Source organism: Rothia sp. BD8 (assembly GCF_044878465.1).
GTDB classification, from domain to species: Bacteria; Actinomycetota; Actinomycetes; order Actinomycetales; family Micrococcaceae; genus Rothia; species Rothia kristinae.
The window spans coordinates 112890-130616 of sequence record NZ_JANJES010000002.1; the positions used below are offsets into that span (position 1 = coordinate 112890).

General features: G+C 72.0%; 18 protein-coding genes and 2 tRNA genes. 6 read left to right on the plus strand and 14 right to left on the minus strand.

Annotated features, from left to right (window positions below; all coding sequences use genetic code 11):
- The first annotated feature begins 86 nt into the window (after positions 1–86).
- Positions 87–1550 (plus strand): anion permease, encoded by a 1464-nt coding sequence (locus NQ707_RS02100; protein WP_100462957.1) that lies wholly within the window; start codon positions 87–89, stop codon positions 1548–1550.
- A gap of 96 nt (positions 1551–1646) precedes the next feature.
- On the opposite strand, the gene NQ707_RS02105 is transcribed toward NQ707_RS02100, so the two are convergent.
- Entirely contained in the window at positions 1647–2408 is a 762-nt protein-coding gene (locus tag NQ707_RS02105; protein ID WP_404434516.1) for a GNAT family N-acetyltransferase, read from the minus strand.
- Between the two features lie 134 nt (positions 2409–2542).
- On the opposite strand from NQ707_RS02105, the gene NQ707_RS02110 reads away from it, so the two are divergent.
- Complete coding sequence (locus NQ707_RS02110; protein ID WP_404434518.1) at positions 2543–3220, plus strand: LppP/LprE family lipoprotein; 678 nt, start codon at positions 2543–2545, stop codon at positions 3218–3220.
- Positions 3221–3400: 180 nt separating this feature from the next.
- Here the strand turns inward: NQ707_RS02110 and NQ707_RS02115 are convergent, their stop codons facing one another.
- Both NQ707_RS02115 and NQ707_RS02120 read right to left on the minus strand, forming a co-directional pair.
- Entirely contained in the window at positions 3401–3841 is a 441-nt protein-coding gene (locus NQ707_RS02115) for an OsmC family protein (RefSeq protein WP_058730952.1), read from the minus strand.
- A gap of 73 nt (positions 3842–3914) precedes the next feature.
- Positions 3915–3987 (minus strand) — tRNA-Ala (locus NQ707_RS02120).
- 189 nt (positions 3988–4176) lie between these two features.
- On the opposite strand from NQ707_RS02120, the gene NQ707_RS02125 reads away from it, so the two are divergent.
- The 4 genes from NQ707_RS02125 to panD all read left to right on the plus strand — a co-directional run bounded on the left by NQ707_RS02125 (position 4177) and on the right by panD (position 6003).
- Positions 4177–4698: a TspO/MBR family protein gene (locus NQ707_RS02125; protein WP_224799518.1), complete on the plus strand. Its 522-nt coding sequence runs from the start codon at positions 4177–4179 to the stop codon at positions 4696–4698.
- 21 nt (positions 4699–4719) lie between these two features.
- Positions 4720–5124, plus strand: coding sequence for a multidrug efflux SMR transporter (locus tag NQ707_RS02130; RefSeq protein ID WP_061225656.1), 405 nt, complete (start codon positions 4720–4722; stop codon positions 5122–5124).
- Entirely contained in the window at positions 5125–5439 is a 315-nt protein-coding gene (locus NQ707_RS02135; protein WP_061225657.1) for a multidrug efflux SMR transporter, read from the plus strand. It begins immediately after the preceding gene.
- A 138-nt stretch (positions 5440–5577) separates the two neighbouring features.
- Complete coding sequence (panD, locus tag NQ707_RS02140) at positions 5578–6003, plus strand: aspartate 1-decarboxylase (RefSeq protein ID WP_058730703.1); 426 nt, start codon at positions 5578–5580, stop codon at positions 6001–6003.
- Positions 6004–6214: 211 nt separating this feature from the next.
- Here panD and NQ707_RS02145 read toward each other — a convergent pair.
- The 11 genes from NQ707_RS02145 to NQ707_RS02195 all read right to left on the minus strand — a co-directional run bounded on the left by NQ707_RS02145 (position 6215) and on the right by NQ707_RS02195 (position 17413).
- A tRNA-Ala gene (locus tag NQ707_RS02145) sits at positions 6215–6290 on the minus strand.
- A gap of 149 nt (positions 6291–6439) precedes the next feature.
- Complete coding sequence (gene rsfS, locus NQ707_RS02150) at positions 6440–6865, minus strand: ribosome silencing factor (protein WP_058730704.1); 426 nt, start codon at positions 6863–6865, stop codon at positions 6440–6442.
- 90 nt (positions 6866–6955) lie between these two features.
- Positions 6956–7798 (minus strand): hypothetical protein, encoded by an 843-nt coding sequence (locus NQ707_RS02155; RefSeq protein ID WP_404434522.1) that lies wholly within the window; start codon positions 7796–7798, stop codon positions 6956–6958.
- Positions 7799–7848: 50 nt separating this feature from the next.
- The gene (nadD, locus tag NQ707_RS02160; RefSeq protein ID WP_081275514.1) at positions 7849–8667 is read right to left on the minus strand and encodes a nicotinate-nucleotide adenylyltransferase; all 819 of its coding nucleotides are present in this window, start codon (positions 8665–8667) and stop codon (positions 7849–7851) included.
- 53 nt (positions 8668–8720) lie between these two features.
- Positions 8721–8954 carry a hypothetical protein gene (locus tag NQ707_RS02165; RefSeq protein ID WP_058730706.1) on the minus strand — a complete coding sequence of 78 codons (234 nt, stop codon included), beginning with the start codon at positions 8952–8954 and terminating at the stop codon, positions 8721–8723.
- A 70-nt stretch (positions 8955–9024) separates the two neighbouring features.
- Positions 9025–10332 (minus strand): glutamate-5-semialdehyde dehydrogenase, encoded by a 1308-nt coding sequence (locus NQ707_RS02170; RefSeq protein WP_058730707.1) that lies wholly within the window; start codon positions 10330–10332, stop codon positions 9025–9027.
- 32 nt (positions 10333–10364) lie between these two features.
- Positions 10365–11567: a glutamate 5-kinase gene (gene proB, locus NQ707_RS02175; RefSeq protein WP_058730708.1), complete on the minus strand. Its 1203-nt coding sequence runs from the start codon at positions 11565–11567 to the stop codon at positions 10365–10367.
- 88 nt (positions 11568–11655) lie between these two features.
- Positions 11656–13242 carry a GTPase ObgE gene (gene obgE, locus NQ707_RS02180; RefSeq protein WP_064725472.1) on the minus strand — a complete coding sequence of 529 codons (1587 nt, stop codon included), beginning with the start codon at positions 13240–13242 and terminating at the stop codon, positions 11656–11658.
- A gap of 203 nt (positions 13243–13445) precedes the next feature.
- Entirely contained in the window at positions 13446–13703 is a 258-nt protein-coding gene (rpmA, locus tag NQ707_RS02185; protein WP_058730710.1) for a 50S ribosomal protein L27, read from the minus strand.
- A 45-nt stretch (positions 13704–13748) separates the two neighbouring features.
- Entirely contained in the window at positions 13749–14060 is a 312-nt protein-coding gene (gene rplU, locus NQ707_RS02190) for a 50S ribosomal protein L21 (protein WP_058730711.1), read from the minus strand.
- 215 nt (positions 14061–14275) lie between these two features.
- Positions 14276–17413: an Rne/Rng family ribonuclease gene (locus NQ707_RS02195; RefSeq protein WP_328798533.1), complete on the minus strand. Its 3138-nt coding sequence runs from the start codon at positions 17411–17413 to the stop codon at positions 14276–14278.
- Positions 17414–17727: the final 314 nt, after the last annotated feature.

Sequence of the window (17727 nt, forward strand, 5' to 3'; positions counted from 1 at the left end):
CATCGGGGACGGGCTCGGTCCGCCGTCGGCCGAAGGCGCCGGGCCCGCGCACCGACGCCGAGATCGCCACGGGAGGGTCGCAACAGATGAGCGCCGAGAAGACCAGCACCACCGCCGCTTCGGAAGCCAGGCGACCGCCCACGGGAATGATCATCAAGATCGCGGCGATCCTCCTGGTCACCGTCGTCGTGTACTTCCTGCCCGTGCCCGACGGCGTGGATCCGCGGGGCATGCACATGGCCGGGATCTTCGCCGGGACCATCCTCGGGCTCATCCTGCAGCCGCTGCCCACCGCCTCCGTGGCGCTGATCGGTCTGGCCGCGGCCATGATCACCGGCACCATGGACGCCTCCAAGGAGGCCCTGCAGGGCTTCGGCAACGCCTCGATCTGGCTGATCGTCGCGGCGTTCTTCATCGCCGACGGCTTCCTGATCACCGGGCTGGGCCGTCGCATCGCGCTGATGTTCGTCTCCGTGCTGGGCAGGTCCTCCCTGGGCCTGTCCTACGGGATGGCCCTGACCGACCTGGTCCTCGCGCCCGCGACCCCGTCGAACACGGCGCGCGCCGGCGGCGTCGTCTACCCGATCATCAAGTCCCTGGCGGAGGTCAACGGCTCCCGCCCGGACGACGCCGAGTCGCGCCGTCGGCTGGGCTCCTACCTCTCCCTGACCTCCGTGCAGGTCAACACCATCACCTCGGCGATGTTCGTCACCGCCATGGCCGGCAACCCGCTGGCCGTGGGCTTCGCCGCGAAGCAGGGCGTGGAGATCTCCTGGGGCACCTGGGCCCTGGCCGCGATCGTACCGGGGCTGGTGGCGCTGGCGGTCATGCCGTGGCTGATGTCCAAGATCTACGCCCCGACCCTGAAGCAGACCCCCGAGGCCCCGTCACGGGCGAAGAAGGAGCTGGCCGAGCTCGGGCCGATGTCCCGCGGCGAATGGGTCATGCTGGCCACCTTCGTGCTCCTGCTGGTGCTGTGGGTCCTGGGGTCGACCCTGCACGTGAACGCGACGGCGGCGGCCTTCCTGGGCATCGCGATCCTGCTGGTCACCAAGGTGCTGACCTGGAAGGACATGGCGAAGAACTCCGGGGCCTGGTCCACGCTGATCTTCTTCTCCGTGCTGGTGGGCATGGCGACCCAGCTCAACGACCTGGGCGTGATCGACTGGATCGGGCACGGCGTGGCCTCCCTGGTCGGCGGGCTGCCGTGGATCGCGGCCTTCGCGGTGCTGAGCCTGGTGTACTTTTACGTGCACTACCTGTTCGCCTCCAACACCGCCCAGATCGTCGCGATGTACTCGGTGTTCCTCGGGGCGGCCATCGCCACCGGGACCCCGCCGATGCTCGCGGCCCTGGCGCTGGGCTTCATCGGCAACCTCTTCGGCGGCATCAGCCACTACGCCTCCGGGCCGGCCGGGGTGATCTTCGGCTCCGGCTACGTGCCGACCAGCGAGTGGTTCCGGGTCTCGTTCATCGCCTCGGTGGCCAACATCCTCATCTGGTCCCTGGTCGGCGGCGGCTGGATGTTCGTGCTGGGCATGTGGCACTGACCCTCCGTCCCCGCTCGATCTGAGACCAGGGCCCCCGGCGCACCGCCGGGGGCCCTGGCCGTTTCCGTCCGGCCTGGCGTCAGTCGATCGATGGCGTCAGCCGATCCCGGCGTAGGCGGCGAACTCCCGGTGCCCGGTGACCCGCAGGTCCCAGGTGGGGCGCACGAACTCCTCGGCCGCCACCCGGTAGCGCACCTCCTCCTCGGCCTGCCGCCCGTGGGCGTCGGGCACCAGGTGGGTGCCGTTGGGTCGGTACCCGAGCTTCTCGGAGACCGCCCGGGAGGCGTCGTTCCAGGCGTAGGCGCCGCTGGATGCGGCCCGGGCGCCGAGGTGGTCGAAGGCCCACAGCAGCACGGCCTCGCGCATCTCCCGTCCCAGGCCCTTGCCCTGGTGGGCCCGGACCAGCCAGCTCGCCGTGCTCACCTGGTGCAGGAGGGTGAAGTCCCGGGCTCCCACGTCCTGCATCCCGATCAGCACCTCACCGGCGTCGGTCTTCAGGAACACGCCGAACAGCAGCATCAGGTCGGCCTGGTCCATCCGGGATCGGCATTCCCAGAGCCACGCGAAGCTGGCGTGCGCCTTCTGCTCCGGGGTCCCTTCGTTCCACGGGCTGCTGAAGGGATTGCTGCGGGTGTGGGCGATGGGCTCGGTGGTCGCGGCGAGGTAGGCCGGCAGGTCCGCGTCGCGCAGCAGCCGCAGCACCAGCCGCGGGGATTCCAGGCGCAGCCCGAACGGGGGCCACACCCGCTCCAGCGGCAGCGACGGGTCCCCGGCGGGGACGCGGAAGCCCGCGGGCTCCCCCAGCTCCTTCCCAGGCTGCGGTGACCGGTCACGGGGATCGGGTGTGGTGGTGCTCATCACCCTATTCCATCACAGGAGCCGAAGCTCGGATGCGGTGGGATGGCATTCTCGGCAGGTCACCCATGGTGTGATGTCCTTCACCTCTGCTAACTTCAGGGGTGAAGAACCCCTCCTCCAGGAAGGTGCCGCAGATGCGCCCCTCGAGACTCTCGCCCCTGGCCCTGGCCGGACTGCTGCTGCTCAGCGGCTGCGGCACCTCCCCCGGGAGCGACGCCGATCCATCGACGAGCAGCCCCGTGACGTCGTCGACGGCGTCGTCGTCGGTCGCCGCCCCCTCTCCCCCGGTGGCATCCCCTTCCGAGCCTGCGCCGGCGCCGAGCACCCTGGCCACCCTGGCCCCGGGACCGGGCCACACCGGGGACACCCTGCCCACGGATGATCCGACCGCGGCCGAGGCCTCCTGCGCCTCGGTGACCGCGCAGCAGGCGCAGGAGTCGGCCCTGCCCCAGGTCCCGCAGTTCGACGATGGCGAGCGGTGGGCGTGGGATGCGTCCACGGCGGACACCGGCGGCTTCAGCGACTGCGCGCAGCTGTCCTGGATCACGGTGGGCATCCAGGGGCCCACCGGGTCCTCCCCGTATCAGATCCTGCTGTTCCACCGGGGCGAGTTCATCGGGCCGGCCACCGAGCGGGCCTACGGCTTCGCCCCGCGGGTCCAGCGCATCGACGACGCCGCGATCCAGGTGACCTACCGCTGGGCCGGGCCCGGGGAGACCACCGCGGGGGCCTCCCAGACCGCGGTGTCGGTCTTCCGGTGGAATGAGCTGCGCGGCGCGGCAGACCGGACCGGGGACCTGCCCCCGTCCTGATCCGGACTCCCGCGAGACCGCACATCGGCGCCCAGACCGTACAGACGTGCCGAAACCGCACCCGTCGGGTCCGGTCTCGGCACGTCTGTACGGTCTCGGCCGATCTGTACGGTCTCAGCAGGGGTGCGCGCGGAGGAGAGGCTGCCCACGCGCCGTCGATCCCCTGGCGATCGGGGCCCCTCAGGTACCCGACTCCACCGCGGGTACCCGCACCGCGTCCTGGGCGGTGAGCAGCCGGGAGACCGGGCATCGCTGGTGGGCCCGCGCGGTCAGCTCCCGCACCTCCTGATTGGGCAGCCCGGGAATGGCCACGACGGCGGTGGGTTCGAAGCGGTAGGAGCCGTCGGGATTCCGGTGCAGCTCGACCTCGACGCAGACCTCGGGCCGATGCTGCGCGGGATCGAGTCCCTGATCAGAGAGGACGGCTTCAAGGGTCGCGGCGAGACAGGTGGACCAGGCCATGCCCAGCAGCTGCTCGGGATTGGCGCCGGACGAGGTCCGCTCAGGCGGCCCGGTGCGCAGGCTGAGGCCGTCGTCCGCGGTGACGGTGCCCTGGATGCCGCCCCGGTTGGTCACGCGGGTGCGGTACAGGACGGGATCGGAGGATTGCGGCTGGCTCATGCCCCCACGGTAGACCCCGTACAACGCAGAAGATCCCGGGCCATCCGTGCGGATGATCCGGGATCTTCGATCGTGGAGCTGAGGGGACTCGAACCCCTGACCCTCTGCATGCCATGCAGATGCGCTACCAGCTGCGCCACAGCCCCAACGGATGAAGACTGTACCAGCTGCGGGCCGCCTGTCCAACTCGGCGGATCCAGGGTGGTGCGCGCCGGCCGAGCCTCCGGGAGATCCGCGCCGCGTCTACCCTCCGCGTCCGCCCTCCGGGACCGGGCGACGTCGACGGGCCGCCTCCGCGTCCTGCGGCGCGACCCGCCTCTGACATGCTGGAAGACATGAACCACGAGACCCCCGCACAGCAGCCCGCGAAGGCCACGTCCGTCATCGTGCTGGCGCTGATGATCATCATCCCGCTGGCCGTCGGCATGGTCGGCTCCCTGGCCAGCGCCTCCGCCGTGGACGGCTGGTACGCCGACGCCGACAAAGCCCCCTGGACTCCCCCGAACTCCGTATTCGGCCCGGTGTGGACCGTGCTGTACGTGATCATCGGGGTGGCCGCATGGCTGGTGTGGCGCGAGCACGGGCGCCCCGGACGACGCCGTGCCCTGACCCTGTACGTCGTCCAGCTGGTGCTCAACAGCCTCTGGACCCCGCTGTTCTTCAACGGCTACACCCACTGGGGCACCACCGGGCTGATCCTGGCCGCCCTGGACATCCTCCTGCTGCTGGCCTGCGCCCTGGGCACCTTCGCCGCGTTCCGGCCAGTCCAGAGGCTTGCGGCCTGGCTGCTGGTGCCGTACCTGCTGTGGATCGCGTACGCGACCACCCTGAACCTGTACATGGTCTTCACCAACTGACCCACGAGAGGAGGGCCCCGGATGAAGCGCGCGCTGCTGCTGGTCGCCGCGATCCTCGCGGAGGTCTCGGCCTCGCTGAGCCTGAAGGCCGCGATGAGCGCTCCGTGGCTGTACGCCTGGACGGTCGCGGGATACACGCTGGCCTTCGTGCTGCTGGGGCTGCTGCTGTGGGCCGGCATGGCGCTGGGCGTGGCCTACGGATTGTGGGGCGCCGGCGGCGTCGCGCTCACGGCCCTGGCGTCCGCGGCGATCTTCGGCGAGGCCCTCTCCCCGCGGATGGGTCTGGGACTCGTGCTGGTGATCGCCGGTGTGCTGTGCGTGGAGCTGGGCTCCCAGCGGGTGCGCCGCCGGGCCCTGCGCTCGGTCGACGTCGGGCGGGCCGACGTCGGCCCGGCCGGGGACGCTCGGGACGGGAGGGTGAGGTAGGTGGCGTGGACCGTGCTCATCCTGGCGGTGGTGTGCGAGGTCGCGGGCACCTCGAGCCTGCGCCTGGCCGTGGATCGGGGCCGGGCCTGGTACGCGCTCACCGCCCTGCTCTACATCGCGGCGTTCACCGCACTGAGCGCGACCCTGCACCTGGGTATGCCCCTGGGCATGGCCTACGGGATCTGGGCGGCCCTCGGCGTGGCCCTGACCGCGGTGGTCAGCCGCGTGGCGTTCAAGGAGCCGCTGGACGCAGTGATGGCCGCGGGCATCGCCCTGATCGTGGGTGGGGTGCTGCTGCTGGAGACCGGCTCCTGAGCCTGGGCCGCGGGGAGTAGAGTATTCGGGCGCGCCCCGCCCCGGCTTCTTCGGGAGGGCGCCATCGCCGGGGGCGACGTCGTGCCGAACGCCGACCGTCTCCTGCCCCCGTACCCACACACTTCTCCAGGAGGAACCATGCTGCGCACCGTGCTGGGCGCGAAGATCCACCGCGCCACCGTCACGCAGGCGGATCTGCACTACGTCGGATCCATCACCATCGACGCCGACCTGCTGCAGGCCTCCGGGATCGTGGAGGGTGAGCAGGTGCAGGTGGTGGACGTGACCAACGGCTCCCGCCTGCAGACCTACGCGATCGCGGGACCCGCCGGCTCCGGGGTGATCGGCATCAACGGGGCGGCCGCACACCTGGTGCATCCCGGGGATCTGGTCATCATCATGTCCTACGTGATGGTCGATGCCCGGGAGCTGACCGAGCACGAGCCGCAGGTGGTGCACGTGGACGGGGAGAACCGGGTGGTCGCCCTCGGTGCGGACCCGGCGCAGCCGGTGCCCGGGGCCGAGGACCAGATCGACCCGCGCCGCGCCGCCGTCGACGCCTGACGCGGGTCGGGGCGCCGCCATCGTCCGGCGCCGAGACCGCACGCGGTCGCCGAAACCGCACAAAACTGCCGAGACCGTACCCGTCGGGTGCGGTCTCGGCGCGTCTGTGCGGTCTCGGCACATCGGTGCGGTTTCGGCGGTGAACGCCGAGGACGCCCGGACACACGACGAGGGCCCCACCGGATTCCTCCGGCAGGGCCCTCGTCCTCACTGGTGGAGCTGAGGGGACTCGAACCCCTGACCCTCTGCATGCCATGCAGATGCGCTACCAGCTGCGCCACAGCCCCAAGATCACTCTCACGATCCCGTGTCACCTCGCGGCGACTCATCTACTGTACTCAGACCGTCTCCCCCGCGCCAAATCCGCGAAGGGTGATCTGTCACACCCGCGCCGCCCCATGCCGCGGACCCCGCACCGCGGGCCCGGCGTCGCGGCTCAGGAAGCCGGATCCTGGGCCAGTTCGGGGCTGTCGGGCATCTGCTCGGGATCGGCCAGCTCCTCCTCCACGCCCAGGGGGATCCGCGGGGCGTCGCTCCACAGCCGGTCGAGGGCGTAGAAGACCCGTTCCTGCTCGTGCTGCACGTGCACCACGATGTCCCCGAAGTCCAGGAGCACCCAGCGGCCCTCGGCCTTGCCCTCCCGGCGCACCGGCTTGATCCCGGCCTGCTCGCGCAGCTGATCCTCCACCTCGTCCACGATCGCGTCCACCAGCCGCTCGTTGGCAGCCGAGGCGAGCAGGAAGCCGTCGATCAGGCCCATCGCCTCGGAGACGTCGTAGGCGTTGAGCTGGGTGGCGTGCTTGTCGGCGGCGGCCCGCGCGGCGATGCGCAGGGCCTGCACGGACTCGGGTGCTGCGGTCATGGGAGGTCCTTTCGGTGGGGACGGCGGCGGGTGGCCGTCCGCTGACGGTTCAGTGGGTGCGGGCCGGGTCGGTCGCGGTGAGCACCGGGGTTACGGGATCAGGAAGATTACGCCGAGCACGACGGCGGCCACCAGCACCAGCAGGATCAGGGTGATCAGCCAGGCCCGGCCGGTGCCGCCCGGGGCCTTCGCATCCAGCCCGGACAGGTCCAGTCCGTGGGCATCCACCGCCCGAACGGGGCGGGCATCCTCGGGCTGCGCGGCGCCCTCCGCGGTCTCATCCTGGGCGGCCTCCGCCGGGGAGGTCTCCCCCGGCGAGATCTCCTCCGGGGCGCCCGCCTCCTCCGGATTCAGGCCGACCGGTTCGGACGGGTCGGTCTGCGGTTCCGAGGCGGCCACGGCGTCGTCGGCATCCGCCGACGCCGGCGCCCCGGCCCCCGCATGGGAACCCTGCACTCTCGGGGTGCTCCCGGTGATCACCGGGATCCCCATGGTCTGCGGGCCCAGCAGGCGCTCGTCGTAGACGGTGCCGGCGAAGTCGGTGTTGCCCAGCCCCGACAGGTGCGCCGGATTCACCGAGACGATCCCGCCGGAGACCATCCCCGGGCCGGCCCCGAGGATCTGGCGCTGCACGTCCTCCAGCAGGGCCCGGTCCCGGTAGGTGGTGGCGGTGCGGTCCCCGACGATCGCCGCGAACTCCTCATCCGCGCTGAGCCGGACGAACTCGCCCTGCTCGCTGATCGCCTGGAACCGCCGCTGGAACTCCAGCAGCCGATCATCCGGCTCCATGACCGGCACCACCGGAACACCCTGGGTCTCGGGGTCCGGGGCGTTGCCGCGCAGGCGGTCCAGGTACTGCTCGCGGTAGCGTCGCAGCCTCCGGGGTCCCAGATCCTCCGGGGCGGGCGGGACCTGCAGGCCGTCCTCGGCCACGAACGTCTTCTGCGGGTCCGCGGTGATGTCCGTGGTGGTGCGCTGCGCGTTCAGTGCTGACTCCTTGACGAGATGCTGCCCTCCGGGGCCTCGGGGGCTCCGGTTCTCCCCGCCCGTGCGGGGACGGCGTCGTTCGGCTGCGATTCTACCGGCCGGGCCGCCGGATCCGCCCGGCATCCCGGCAGCTCATCGGGGCCCTGCCCGGCCCGCTCGGGCACCGTGACGTCCTCGCGGTGGTAGAGCTCGTACTTGTTGATGTACTGCACCACGCCGTCCGGGACCAGGTACCATACGGGCTTGCCGTCCGCGGAGCGGCGCCGGACGTCGGTCGAGGAGATCGCCATCGCCGGCACCTCCAGCAGACCCACCCCGGCCGCACGCTCCGGGGGGGCCAGCTCGTGGCCGGGTCGGGTGACCCCGACGAAGTACGCCAGGTCCCACATCTGGGCGGCGTCCTTCCAGGACAGGATCTGCGCCATCGCATCCGCCCCGGTGATGAAGAACAGGTCCGCGTTCGGGCGCAGCTGGTGCAGGTCCCGCAGCGTGTCCACGGTGTAGGTGGGGCCGGGCCGGTCGATGTCCACCCGGGAGACCGTGAACCGGGGGTTCGACGCCGTGGCGATCACGGTCATCAGGTACCGGTGCTCCGCCTCGGTCACCCGCTGGTCGGCCTTCTGCCACGGCGTGCCGGTGGGCACGAAGACCACCTCGTCGAGGTCGAAGACCGCCGCGACCTCGCTGGCCGCGACCAGGTGCCCGTGGTGGATCGGGTCGAAGGTCCCGCCCATCACGCCCAGCCGGGTCCGCCGGGGGCGGCGCGGCGGGACGGTCAGGGTGGTGTGCCCGGAGGTCTCCAGCTGGGGGTTCATGCGCTCCTGCCCGCGACGGCGCCCCGCGCGGGCGGGACGCCGTCGATCATGACTCAGTGCCGGTGGTACTCGGCGTCGTACTTCTCGACGGACTCCCGCTCAACCTCGCTGAGCTCGGACGGCGCGGAATCCGGGCGCACGACGCCGCGGCCGCTGTAGGAGTGGCAGATCAGGGCCAGCGCGATGAAGCCGACCATGAACAGGATGGCGAACCAGTGCGGCGCCAAGGGCAGCTCGTTGACCACGTGCTCCTCGGCCACGGTGGAGGCCAGGACTGCGATGCTCATGGGCGCTTGCTCCTCTCCGGCGGCCGGCGCGGCCGCGGCGTTCGGTGTGCGATGGATGCTGAAGGCCAGTCTAGCCCCTGGTCTGCCCCTGACCCCGCACGACCCACTTGCTCGTGGTCAGCTCCGTCATGCCCATGGGCCCGCGGGCGTGCAGCTTCTGCGTGGAGATCCCCACCTCGGCGCCCAGCCCCAGCTGGCCGCCGTCGGTGAAGCGGGTGGAGGAGTTGACCATGACCGTGGCGGCATCCACCCGGGAGACGAACTCGTCGGCCTCGGCGAGGTCATTGGTGATGATCAGCTCGGTGTGCCCGGTGGAGTGCCGCTGGATGTGGCGCAGCGCCTCCTCCATGTCCGGGACCACCCGCACGGACATCTCCAGGGCCAGGGACTCATCCGCCCAGTCCCCGTCCTGCGCTGCCAGCACCTGCTCCGAGAGCCCGCCGGCCAGCCGGGCCGCGGCCTCGTCGGCGTGCAGGCGCACCCCGGCCTCCAGCAGCCCGCGCAGCACGGCCTCGGCGGCCGGGGCGCCCTCCTGGATCAGCAGGGTCTCCGCGGAGTTGCAGGCCGAGGGCTTGTCGGTCTTGGAGTCCACCACCAGGTCCACGGCCATCTGCTCCGGGGCCGAGGCGCCCAGGTAGATGTGCACGTTGCCCTCCCCGGTCTCGATCACCGGCACCCGGGCGTTCGCCACGACGGACTGGATCAGCCCGCGCCCGCCGCGCGGGACCAGCACGTCCACGCGGCCGCGGGCCAGCATCAGGGCGGTGGCCCCGTCTCGGCCGTACTCGTCCACGGACTGCACGGCATCCATCGGGAACCCGGCGGCATCCAGGGCGTCGCGCAGGATCCCGACCAGGGCGGTGTTGGTCTCCTGGGCGGCCGAGCCGCCGCGCAGCATCGCGGCGTTGCCGGATTTCACGGCCAGCCCCGCGATGTCCACGGTGACGTTGGGGCGGGCCTCGTAGATCGCGCCGACCACGCCCATCGGCACCCGGATCCGGGAGACCCGCAGCCCGTTGGGCAGGGTCTGCCCGTCGATGATCTGCCCGACCGGGTCGGTCTGCCCGGCCAGCTCGTGCAGAGCCGTGATCAGCGCGTCGATGCGCGCATCATCCAGGGCGAGCCGGTCCAGCAGGTTCTCCGCCATGCCCTTCTCGCGTCCGCGGGCCAGGTCCCGGGCGTTGGCCTCCAGGATCACGGATCGCCCGGCGTCGATCCCCTCGGCCATCCGGCGCAGGGCGGTGTCCTTGTGGGAGCGGTGCGCGGTGGCCAGCACCCGGGAGGCGGCGCGGGCGTCATCGGCCATGGCCTCGACGGCCTCCTGCACCTCACGGGGCACGGTCGGAACGGACGGAGTGCTGCGATCGGTGTCGGTCATGGACCCGATGATAACGAAGGTGCGCGGCGGATTCAGCGGCGGCGCAGCACGGCCAGGTTGTCCACGTGCACGACGACGCCGTCGAACCCGTCGCCCAGCTCCTCCTCCGCGGCCGCGCTGGCCAGCCCCGCGATCCGCTCGATGTCCTGGCTGGAGTAGGCGGCCAGCCCGTGGGCGAAGGTGCGCCCCTGCGGGTCCTTGATCGCGATGGGCTCGCCCGGGCGGAAGATGCCCTCCACCCCGGTGATCCCGGCGGCCAGCAGGGAGGTGCGCCGGCGCACGGCCCGCTCCGCCCCGGCGTCGACGGTCACCGCGCCCTTGGTCTTGGCCAGCTGGGACAGCCACACCAGCCGGATCGAGCGGCGCCCACCCGTGGGCTGGAACCACGTGCCCACATCCGCCCCGTCCAGGGCCGCGGCGGCGTTGGCGGCGGAGGTGACCAGCGCGGGGATGCCGGAGGAGGAGGCGATCTTCGCGGCCTCCACCTTGGTGACCATGCCCCCGGAGCCGACCCCCGCGCGTCCGATCGTGCCGATCTCCACGCCCTCCAGGTCCCGCTCCGGGTCCGTCACGGTGCTGATCCGCTCCCCGCCCTCGGCCGGGTGCTTGGTGTACAGCGCATCCACGTCGGACAGCAGCAGTAGCGCGTCCGCCTTGATCGTGTGTGCGACGAGTGCGGCGATCCGGTCGTTGTCCCCGAACTTGATCTCGTGGGTGGCCACGGCGTCGTTCTCGTTGACGATGGGCAGCACGTTCAGGTCCAGCAGCCTCTCCAGCTGACGGTGGACGTTGTGGTAGCGGCTGCGGTGCATCAGGTCCTCCGCGGTGACCAGCACCTGGGAGATCGTGACGTCGTAGCGGGAGAAGATCTCGGTGTAGCGGGTCATGATCAGGGACTGCCCGACGGCGGCCGCCGCCTGCTGGGTGGCCAGGTCCTTGGGCCGCTTGGTCAGCCCCAGCGGGGCCAGCCCGGCCGCGATCGCCCCGGAGGAGACGAACACGACCTCCACCCCGCGCCCGTGGGTCTTCGCCAGCACGTCCGCGATCGTCGCGACGGCCAGCTCGTCCAGGGAGTGGGCGATCGAGGTCAGGGAGGAGGAGCCGACCTTCACGACGATGCGCTTGGCCTTGGGCAGATCCTCCCGCCGCTCGATGGGGCTGATCCTGTTCTTCCCCCGGGACTCGGCCGAACGCTGGATCTCGGCGCGGGACAGGGACGCGGACGGGGTGAGCATGGGTTCTCCTCTTCTGCGTGGGCGGCGATCGCGGGTCGGTATCAGACGGACGGTGTCGAAGCGGCCCCGGTGGGGTCGTCGCCGGGGGTCAGTCGGTGCCCTCGGCGCGACGGCGGGCGCGCCGGTCGCGGGCGGCGTCCACGGACTCCGTCCACTTGCCGGCCAGGCGCTCGGCCTCCAGCTCCTCGCGCGCGGCGGCCTTCGCGTCCTTGCGCTGCTGGTAGTCCTCCCGCTTCTCGGCGCGGGTGGGGCGGATGATCTCCTCGAGCCTGGAGTCGGTGCCGCGCGGGCTGGACAGCAGCTCCGCGCCGCCGACCATCGTCGGCTCCCAGTCGAAGACCACGGCGTCGGCCTCCTCCCCGATCACCACGGCGTCCCCGGGGGTCGCGCCCTGGGCGAACAGCTCGTCCTCGACGCCGAGCTTGGCCAGGCGGTCCGCGAGGAAGCCCACGGCCTCGTCGTTGGCGAAGTCGGTCTGCTTGATCCACCGCTCGGGCTTCTCCCCGAGCACCCGGAACAGCGGCTCCAGGTTGCGCTCCTCCCGGCGGATGCTGAACTCCCCGCGCCCGCCGCGGCGGCGGGACACGGCCCGCGGGCGCAGCACGGCCGGGGCCTCCTGCGTCTCCTGCTCCTGATCCTCCTGCGCGGCCCGGGCCTCGGCCACCAGCTCGGCCATCGCGAAGCCCAGGGCGCGCAACCCCTCGTGGGAGGCGGTGGAAACCTCGAAGACCCGCAGCCCGCGGGCCTCCAGCTCGGGGCGCACGAGCTCCGCCAGCTCTCTGGCCTCCGGGACGTCCACCTTGTTCAGGACCACCAGGTGCGGGCGCTGCACCAGGGGCGTGGCGGTGCCGGCCGTGGGATCCACGGAATAGCCGGCCAGCTCCTTCTCGATGACCTCGAAGTCCGAGATCGGGTCCCGGCGCGGCTCCAGGGTCGCGCAGTCGATGACGTGCACGATCGCCGCACAGCGCTCCACGTGGCGCAGGAACTGGTGGCCCAGCCCCCGACCCTCGGAGGCGCCCTCGATCAGCCCGGGCACATCGGCCACGGTGAAGCGGGTGTCCCCGGCCTGCACGACCCCGAGGTTGGGCACCAGGGTCGTGAACGGGTAGTCCGCGATCTTCGGGCGCGCCGCGGACATCGCCGCGATCAGCGAGGACTTGCCGGCCGAGGGGTACCCGACCAGGGCGACATCGGCGATGGACTTCAGCTCCAGGACGAGGTCCCGCTCCTCGCCGTCGATGCCCAGCAGGGCGAAGCCGGGGGCCTTGCGCTTCGGGGAGGCCAGGGCCGCGTTGCCGGCCCCGCCCTGCCCGCCGTGGGCGGCGACGAACTCATCGCCCATCCGCACCAGGTCCGCCAGCACCTTCCCGTCCCGGGTCTTCACGACCGTTCCCTGCGGCACGGACAGGACCAGGTCCGCCCCGTGGGTGCCGTGGGAGAGCCCGCCGCGGCCGATGTCGCCCTTGGGCGCGGTCTGGTGCGGCGAGTGGTGGTATTCCAGCAGCGTGGTGGACTGCCCGTCCACCCGCAGGATCACGTCTCCCCCGTTGCCGCCGTTGCCGCCGTCGGGGCCGCCCAGGGGCTTGAACTTCTCGCGGCGCACGGACACGCAGCCGTTGCCGCCGGCGCCTCCGCGGGCGTGCAGGACCACCCGGTCCACGAAATCGGCCACGTGCAAAACCCCTTCGGTCAGCGGATGGGAGGGGCGCCGCGGGGTGCGGCGCCGGACTCCGGCGGGCCCTTCGATCCTATCGGCCGCGGAGGTGATGGACGAGAAGAGGGCCCGCTCTCCCGTCAGGGGAAGGCAGGCCCTCTTCTGCATGGTCACCGGCTGGTTGCGGCCCCCGGTGCGAGCCGTGCTCCTCGCGGGGAGAACTACTCCGCGGCGGCGAGGATGTTGACGACCTTGCGGCCGCGGCGACGACCGAACTCGACCTGGCCGGCGGCCAGGGCGAACAGGGTGTCGTCCCCGCCGCGCCCGACGTTCTCACCGGGGTGGAAGTGGGTGCCGCGCTGGCGGACGATGATCTCGCCGGCGTTGACGGACTGGCCGCCGAAGCGCTTCACGCCCAGGTACTGGGGGTTGGAGTCGCGGCCGTTGCGGGTGGAGCTTGCACCTTTTTTGTGTGCCATTACTGCCTGCCTTCGTAGGGGTGACGGGTGGGTGAGCGGAGCCGATCAGGCGTCGATCGCGGTGACCTTGACCTGGGTCAGCTCGGCGCGGAAGCCCTGGCGCTTCTTGTAGCCCGTCTTGTTCTTGTACTTCTGGATGACGATCTTCGGGCCGCGCAGGTCCTCGACCTTCTCGGCGGTGACCTTCGCGGAGGCGAGGGCCTTCGGGTCCGCCTGGACCTTCTCGCCGTCCACCAGCATCAGGACGGGCAGCTCGATGGTGCTGCCGGCCTCACCGGCGACGCGGTCGAGGGTAACGAGGTCTCCCACGGAGACCTTTTCCTGGCGGCCGCCAGCGCGGACAATCGCGTACACCACTTGGGAACTCACTTCTCTCGACATTCAACGTACTGGGGTTCTGCTCAGAGCACCGCAACCACCGGGGACGTGGCCGCCGGACGTGGGACGCACCCGGAGGACGGGTCCGTCGAGGAAGGTCGCAATGAGCACCGACAGTCAAGGATACGGCACAGCCCCGCGCCCGGGCAAGTGTTCGCCCGGGCACGGCGGCCGCGACGCCGCTCGGCCGCGGGTCACTCGGGCCGGCGGATGTCCTCGGCCTTCACGCCGACGCCGAGCATCATGACCTCCTCGGCCTGTGCGGCCGCGGCGGTGGTGCCGTCGGTGCTGGGGGCGGCCGCGGCCGTGGCGACCCGGACCCCCGAGGCCTCGCCCTGCTGACCGGCGACGATGCTCCCGCCCTGCCCGCCGTCGGAGCTGGCCCGACGAGAACGGCGCTTGGGGCGGGAGGCGGAGGCCGGCCGGGCCCGCTCCTCCTGCGCCGGGGCAGCTAGTGCGGCCTGGGCGGACTCCTGGGCCTGATCCGGCTGCTCGGAGCGGCGCGAGGCGCCCGGTGTGGCGACTCCGGTGACCGTGGGCCGCTGCTCGGCCGGGTCCTGCGCGGTCCGCGCCGGGGACTGGGCCCGCCGGGGGGTGCGGGAGGTCCCGGACCGGCGGCCCTGCTCCTGCCGGTCCTCGCCCCGGGTGCGCCCACCCCGCTCCTGAGCGGAACCGGACTGCCCGGCGTCGGACTTCCCGGTGCCGGACGTCGCGGAGCCGGAGTTCTCTGCGCCGGACTGTCCGCCGCGCTCGGTCTGCTCCGAGCGGCGCGAGCGCCGGCCGGGCTTCATGTCCTCGAGGGCCTCGAGTGCGGCCTGGCGCGCGGCGTCGGCGGCCTCGCGTCCGGCCCGGCGGCTGTCCTCCCGGCGCGTGCGCCCGGCGCGTGCGGAGCGGGTGGTCCCGGCCCGGCGCGGCGCCGGCAGCCCGGTCTCATCCTCGACCGACGACGCCGAGTCCTCCCGGGTCCGGCCCCGGCGGGACTCGCCGCGGGGCGCATCCTCGCGCGGGGAATCCTCGGCGGCGGAGGACTCGGTCCCGGCCCCCTCACGGGGCGCCTTGCGGTCGAAGGCCTCGCTCAGCGAATCCAGGTCCAGAGACGGCTCGGAGCCCTCCTGCTCCTGGGCGGGCTGCTTCTGCTCGCCGTGGGGCAGGGTGACGACCTCGCCGTGGATGGTCACGACCATATCCGGGTCCTCCGGCAGGCCGCGGTCCCGGCCGTGATCGGCGCCGTGCTCGGCGTCGTCCTGGGCCGCCGCACCCTGCGCGGACTCGGTCTGCTGGTTCTCGGTCTGCTCCGCCCGGGCGCGCCCGCCGCGCCGGCGGCGCTTGCGCTTCTTGGCGGCCTTGGACTCCTCGCCCTCGCCGTGGTGCTCGGCGTGGTCCTGGGCCTCGGGACGATGCTGCGACTGTTCGGTGCCGTCGGCCTCCTCGTGCTTGGAGGAGGCCGCCGCGATGGTCGCGAAGGCCGTGCGGGCGGCCTCGGCGCGCGCGTCGTCCTGCGGGTTGCGGGGGGTCTCCTCGCGCTGCTGGCGGTTGCGGGACCGCTTGCGGTCGTGCCGGTCATGGCGGTGGTGGGTCTCGGAGCCGTGACCGCCCGAGCGGCCCTTCAGCGGCTCGTCGTGCACGACGACGCCGCGGCCGTCGCAGGCCTCGCAGGGCTCGGAGAAGACCTCCAGCAGACCCGTGCCCATGCGCTTGCGGGTCATCTGCACCAGACCCAGCGAGGTCACCTCGGCCACCTGGTGCTTGGTGCGGTCCCGCCCGAGGCACTCCACCAGACGCCGCAGCACCAGGTCCCGGTTGGACTCCAGGACCATGTCGATGAAGTCGACGACGATGATCCCGCCGATGTCGCGCAGGCGCAGCTGGCGCACGATCTCCTCGGCGGCCTCCAGGTTGTTCTTGGTGACGGTCTCCTCCAGGTTGCCCCCGGAGCCGGTGAACTTGCCGGTGTTCACGTCGATCACGGTCATCGCCTCGGTGCGGTCGATGACCAGGGAGCCGCCGGAGGGCAGGAACACCTTGCGATCCAGGGCCTTGGCCAGGCCCTCCTCGATCCGGTAGTGGTCGAAGACGTCCTCCTCCTCGGTCCACTGCCGCAGCCGCCCCACCAGATCCGGGGCCATGTAGGTCACGTACGCCTCGATGGAGTCCCAGGCCTCCTGACCCTGCACGACCATCGCGGAGAAGTCCTCGTTGAACACGTCGCGCACGGTCTTGATGGACAGGTCCGGCTCCTGGGACAGCAGCTCCGGGGCGGTGGTCTTGCGGGAGTTCGCCTTCTTCTGGATCTCCTCCCACTGCACCCGCAGTCGGTTGATGTCGTGGGCGAGGTCCTCCTCGCTGGCGCCCTCCGCGGCGGTGCGCACGATGACGCCGGCGCCGTCGGGCAGGTGGTCCTTGAGGATCTTCTTCAGCCGGGCCCGCTCCGTGTCCGGCAGCTTCCGGGAGATCCCGGTCATGGACCCGCCGGGGACGTAGACGAGGAAGCGCCCGGGCAGGGAGATCTGCGAGGTCAGCCGGGGGCCCTTGTGCCCGATCGGATCCTTGGTGACCTGCACCAGCACGGAGTCCCCGGACTTCAGGGCCCGCTCGATGCGCCGGGGCGCGCCGTCCAGGCCCGCGGCGTCCCAGTTGACCTCACCGGCGTAGAGCACCGCGTTGCGCCCGCGGCCGATGTCGATGAACGCCGCCTCCATGGAGGGCAGCACGTTCTGCACCTTCCCGAGGTAGACGTTGCCGATCAGGGAGTCCTGCTGGGTCTGGGACACGAAGTGCTCGGCCAGCACCCCGTCCTCCAGGACGCCGATCTGGATGCGCTCGTCCTTCTGGCGCACGATCATCTGCCGGTCCACGGACTCCCGACGAGCCAGGAACTCGGCCTCGGTGATTCCGTGCCGACGGCGCCCGGAGGCGCGGGATTCCCGACGGCGCTGGCGCTTGGCCTCCAGGCGCGTGGAGCCCTTCACGGAGGTCACGGCGTCGGCCGAGGTGGACTCGACGATGCGCGGGGTGCGGACCTTGGTGACGGTGTTGGGGTCCTCCTCCTCGTCCACCAGCTCCAGGTCCGTGTCTCCGCGGCGCCGCCGACGGCGCTTGCGGGCCACGACCTCGCCGTCGTCCTGCGGCTCGTCCTCGGCGGCCTCGAGCTCGGCCTTCTCCTGCTGCTTCTTCGCCAGGGCCGCGGCCTTCAGCTCCTCGATGTCCGGGGCCTTGAACAGCACGGAGGTCGCGCCGAACGGGTCGGCGGCGACCTCCGGGACGGAGGAGGCGGCGGGTGCGGTCTCGGCGTCCTCGCCCCGGGGGGCGGCGCCGTCGTTCTGGGTGCTCATCGTCTGCGGATGCTCCTGTGGTGCGGCCGCGGAGCCGTGCCGCACCCGGTCCGCCGCCGCGGATGGTGGCCGGTCGGCGCCCCGCCCTGAGGCGGGCGGGACGAGCCGGAAGTCGTCTGGCTGCCCAGCACCGTCTCTCCAGCCGTGGCATCGCCCGGCGATCAGGCCCCGCCGGGGATCATCTCCCCGCGGGCCGCGGTGGGTGGGCCGATGGTCGCGCCGAGCTCCGCAGTCTCACGGGAGTCTTGCCCGGGTGGTCTTCGCCCGGGCGCTCGCTGGAGCGCTGCCAGGCGGTGCACGGCACCCGTCGGCGG